The sequence below is a fragment of the Sulfurimonas sp. genome (genome assembly GCF_026991475.1).
Classification (GTDB): domain Bacteria; phylum Campylobacterota; class Campylobacteria; order Campylobacterales; family Sulfurimonadaceae; genus Sulfurimonas.
In genome coordinates, this window is sequence record NZ_JALXBK010000092.1 from 1 (window position 1) to 4,096 (window position 4,096).

The 4,096-nt window shown below is 34.8% G+C and carries 7 protein-coding genes; all 7 read left to right on the forward strand.

Annotation, left to right across the window (positions count from 1 at the left end; genetic code table 11):
• Positions 1 to 8: 8 nt before the first annotated feature.
• A complete protein-coding gene (locus MV589_RS07645) occupies positions 9 to 641 on the forward strand; it encodes a ThiF family adenylyltransferase (protein ID WP_297433554.1) in 633 nt (210 codons plus the stop codon).
• The gene (locus MV589_RS07650) at positions 634 to 1,017 is read left to right on the forward strand and encodes a hypothetical protein (protein ID WP_297433543.1); all 384 of its coding nucleotides are present in this window, start codon (positions 634 to 636) and stop codon (positions 1,015 to 1,017) included. The genes MV589_RS07645 and MV589_RS07650 overlap by 8 nt, the downstream gene beginning before the upstream one ends.
• Positions 1,001 to 1,255: a thiamine biosynthesis protein ThiF gene (locus MV589_RS07655; RefSeq protein ID WP_297433556.1), complete on the forward strand. Its 255-nt coding sequence runs from the start codon at positions 1,001 to 1,003 to the stop codon at positions 1,253 to 1,255. The genes MV589_RS07650 and MV589_RS07655 overlap by 17 nt, the downstream gene beginning before the upstream one ends.
• A gap of 48 nt (positions 1,256 to 1,303) precedes the next feature.
• A complete protein-coding gene (greA, locus tag MV589_RS07660) occupies positions 1,304 to 1,801 on the forward strand; it encodes a transcription elongation factor GreA (protein WP_297433545.1) in 498 nt (165 codons plus the stop codon).
• 14 nt (positions 1,802 to 1,815) lie between these two features.
• The gene (gene argC, locus MV589_RS07665) at positions 1,816 to 2,832 is read left to right on the forward strand and encodes an N-acetyl-gamma-glutamyl-phosphate reductase (RefSeq protein ID WP_297433547.1); all 1,017 of its coding nucleotides are present in this window, start codon (positions 1,816 to 1,818) and stop codon (positions 2,830 to 2,832) included.
• Positions 2,822 to 3,562 (forward strand): UDP-2,3-diacylglucosamine diphosphatase, encoded by a 741-nt coding sequence (locus MV589_RS07670; RefSeq protein ID WP_297433549.1) that lies wholly within the window; start codon positions 2,822 to 2,824, stop codon positions 3,560 to 3,562. Before argC ends, MV589_RS07670 begins: the two co-directional genes overlap by 11 nt.
• Before the next feature lie 2 nt (positions 3,563 to 3,564).
• A partial coding sequence (locus MV589_RS07675) for a chemotaxis protein CheW (protein WP_297433551.1) occupies positions 3,565 to 4,096 on the forward strand: 532 nt, incomplete at its 3' end.

Below are 4,096 nucleotides of genomic sequence, written 5' to 3' on the forward strand. Positions count from 1 at the left end.
ACAGTCGCATAAAATTACTTTTGCAAGAGGATTTTAAAAAGCTTGAAGATGCCAAAATCATTCTGCTTGGGGTTGGTGGAGTAGGGAGCTTTTGTCTGGATTGTCTCTATAGAAGCGGCATAAAAAATATTACTATTGTTGATTTTGATAGCTATGACGCTTCAAATCAAAATCGTCAAATGTGGTCAGAACTGCATGAAAATGAGACAAAAGTTACAGCCCTTAAAGAGCATTATCCACAACTGCAAATTATAAACAAACGCATAGATGAAGAGTGGGTAGCTGCGTTTGACTTTGAGCCTTATGATTTGGTGCTTGATGCTATAGATGATAGAAATGCAAAACTTGCACTTGCACAGAAGTGCTACAAAAAGCTTATATCTTCTTTTGGCTCTGCAAAGCGGCTTGATCCGACAAAGATTTTAGTAGATGACATCTGGAAAAGTTATGGCGATAAATTTGGTTCAAAAATTCGTTATGAGCTAAAAAAACGAGGATTTAAAAAGAAATATAAAGTCATTTTTTCTTCTGAAGAGGTTGTTACAAAAGAGAAGGGTAGTTTTATGGGTGTGACCGCTGCGTTTGGACTTACTATGTGTGCAGAGGCAATAAAAGAGATAAGGAAAAAAAGTATTGTTTGATTTTTTAGATAGTGATTGGTTTAATATAAGTTTGCAAGTTGTTTTTGTATTGGCATTGGTTTATGATGTGCGTAAATATCGCCAGACAAAGAAAAATGAGTATATCATCAATATCGTTTTAACGATTGGATTTGCTATTTGGGTGCTTTATCCTTACTATATCTCTTATACGGGCTGGAATGAAGCACAAAAAAGTGAAATGCTTTCACATTGTAAGGGTGATGAAAACTCCACGAAACTGTGTAAATGTCTTGATGATATGACTTTTAAAAACTATACTTATGAAGAGTATAAAAAGTTAGATACAAACTCTAGTGATTACAAAGATTTTTTAAAAGATGCAAAGGATGATTGTCTTGATGATTCATGGTTTTAATATAGAAGATGATTTGGTATGTGAGGGTATCATCGGTGATGGTTGTGGCGGTGGAAGAATTTTTACGATTAAAAATGAAAAATTACAAGCGTATGACCCTCAAACGCAGTCGTTTATAGTGCTTTTAGAAGATGTGTTAAACGCAGTGAAAATTTCAAAATCTGGATGTCGAATAGAAATAATATGTAAAGATGAGACAATTTGTTTTGATTTATCAAAGCTTAAAACAGTAAGTTGAAATTTTCGCTATAATTTAACTTATAAAAATAAATAAAAGAGAATAACTATGCAAAAAATTGAACCGATGACACTTTTTGGGTATGAGAAGCTTCAAGCAGAAGTAAAAGATTTGAAAGAGGTAAAACGTCCTGGTGTTGTGAAGGCTATTGAAGAGGCACTAGAGCATGGTGACTTAAAAGAGAATGCTGAGTACCATGCTGCAAAAGAGATGCAAAAAAATATTGACAACCGTTTAGCAGAACTTCAAGAGATATTGGGACAGTCTCAAATAGTAGATCCAAGTCAACTTGAACATGCAAAAGTGAGTTTTGGCTCAACAGTTGTGATGACAAATCTTGATACGGATGAACAAGTTACATATACCATCGTGGGTGGTTCAGAATCAAATCCAGATATAGGACTTATCTCATTTAACTCACCTCTTTCAAAACAGCTTCTTGGAAAAGAGGAGGGTGATGAGGTGAAATTTCGTCTTCCTGGCGGAGAAAAAGAGTTTGAGATTGATGAAGTGAAATACCAAGAAATAGTATTTGAGACAAAATAGTTAGGAGTCAAAATATGCAAAAGATAAATGCAACAATTAATGTAGGTATAGTCGGAGCAACAGGTTACACAGGGCTTGAACTTGTAAAAATGCTTCTGAAGCATCCTATTTTTGATTTAGTTTATATTGCAAACTCTGAGGGTGGTACGACTATAAATAAATTGCACCCATCTCTAAATGGTGTATGTGAAGATGCAGTAAAAAAAGCAGATGTTGCAGAAATTTCTAAATGTTGTGAACTCGTTTTTTTAGCACTACCACATAAAACTGCCATGGCGTATGTTAAGCCACTTATTGCAAATGGAGTGAAAGTGGTTGACCTCTCTGCTGATTATCGTCTGCCTTTAGATATATATGAGGAGTTTTACTGCCCTCATTCTGATAAAGAAAATCTCTCTCATGTAGTGTATGGTTTGCCTGAACTTAATCGTGAAGCTTTAAAAAATGCAAAACTTGTGGCAAATCCAGGATGTTTTCCTACCTCTGCCATTTTGGGACTGTTGCCATTTTTAGATAAACGTGTGCCAAACACACCAATCATCATCGATGCAAAAACAGGTGTGAGTGGAGCAGGAAAAAAACTAAGTGAAGCGACACATTTTGTGAATGTAAACGATAATCTATTTGCTTATAATCCTCTTGGACACCGTCATGCTCCTGAAATCGCGCAAAAAGTAGGCGTTGCGTTTGAAGAGGTATATTTTGTGCCACATTTAGTGCCTGTTACTCGTGGAATGTTAAGCTCAATTTATATTCAAGTAGAATCTGAATTTGATGCTGTGGAATTGCTTAAAGAGTTTTACAAAGATGAGCAGGGTGTGCGAGTAAGTGAAGTGCCAGTAAATATGAAAAATGTTGCTGGAACAAACTTTTGCGACATCTATGTTAAACGCAAAGGAAATATGCTTTTTATATCTTCTGCTATTGACAACCTTATGCGTGGAGCATCTTCTCAGGCTGTTGTAAATGCAAACATTATGATGGGACTAGATGAAAATATGGCAATTCCAGATATAGCCTATGTCCCATAAAAGTTTAGAGCTTAAAGAGGGGGCATTTATTGTCTCTGATGCACATTACTCTCACCGAAGAGAGGAACTTCTTGATTTTATAAAAGCTATTTATGACAAAAAACTTGTGCCAACGCAGCTTATTCTGATGGGTGATATTTTTGATGCGCTTTTTGGGGGTATTGATTATACCTATGCAGAAAATCAAGAACTACTCACTCTTTTAAATGATATTTCTAAAGAGATAGAACTTATATATCTTGAGGGAAATCATGATTTTAACCTTGCAAAAATACTACCAAACGCAGCCCTGTTTAGCATTAAAAACCAACCTGTAAAAGCAATGCTACAAGACAAAACACTCTATTTGGCACACGGAGATTTTGATGGAGCGAGCTTTTATAAGGCATACACTGCGTTTATACGCAATCCTTTTATACTTTTTATTCTAAAATATATTGATATAGTATCTAATCATGCAATTTTAAAAAATGTGGAAGAGCATCTGGGAAAAAAAGATGACTGCAATAAATTTAGTGGTTTTCGTGAATTTATAACAAAGCGTCTTAGTGGCAGATTTGTTTGTGACTTTTTTATTGAAGGGCATTTTCATCAAAATGTCTCTTTTTCAGTCGATGGCTTTAAATATATAAATTTGGCAGCTTTTGCGTGCAATCAAAGATATTTTATTATAAAATACTCAAATAGCAATACTGTTTTACTAGAACAGAAATTTTCAAAGGGAAAATAGTTATGGATGATAAATCATTAAAAGTCGGCTCAAATGAGATGGAACTGGTCGATTTTCGTATATTTAAACAAGAAGATGATTCTGTGTACGAAGGTATATATGGGGTGAATGTCTCTAAGGTTAGAGAGATTATTAAAATTCCTCGTTTAACAGAACTTCCAGGAACACCAGATTTTATAGAGGGGATTTTTGATCTTCGTGAAGTTGTAATTCCTGTTGTAAATCTTGCAAAATGGATGGGGATACAAACTCCAGAAAATGTTCGTGAGACTTCATGTATTATTATTACAGAATTTAACAATGTTCTTATTGGTTTTGTGGTGCATGAAGCAAAAAGAATTAGAAGAATCAGCTGGGGAGATATAGAACCAGCCTCTTTTATGAACAGCTCCGCTGGTATGGATAGTAGTAAAATTACAGGGGTTACAAAAATAGAAGGTGATAATGTACTTCTTATCCTTGACCTTGAGAGTGTTGTTCAGGAATTAGGTTTATATGAACCTGAAACAGATGTTGAACCAGATAAAATAGAGA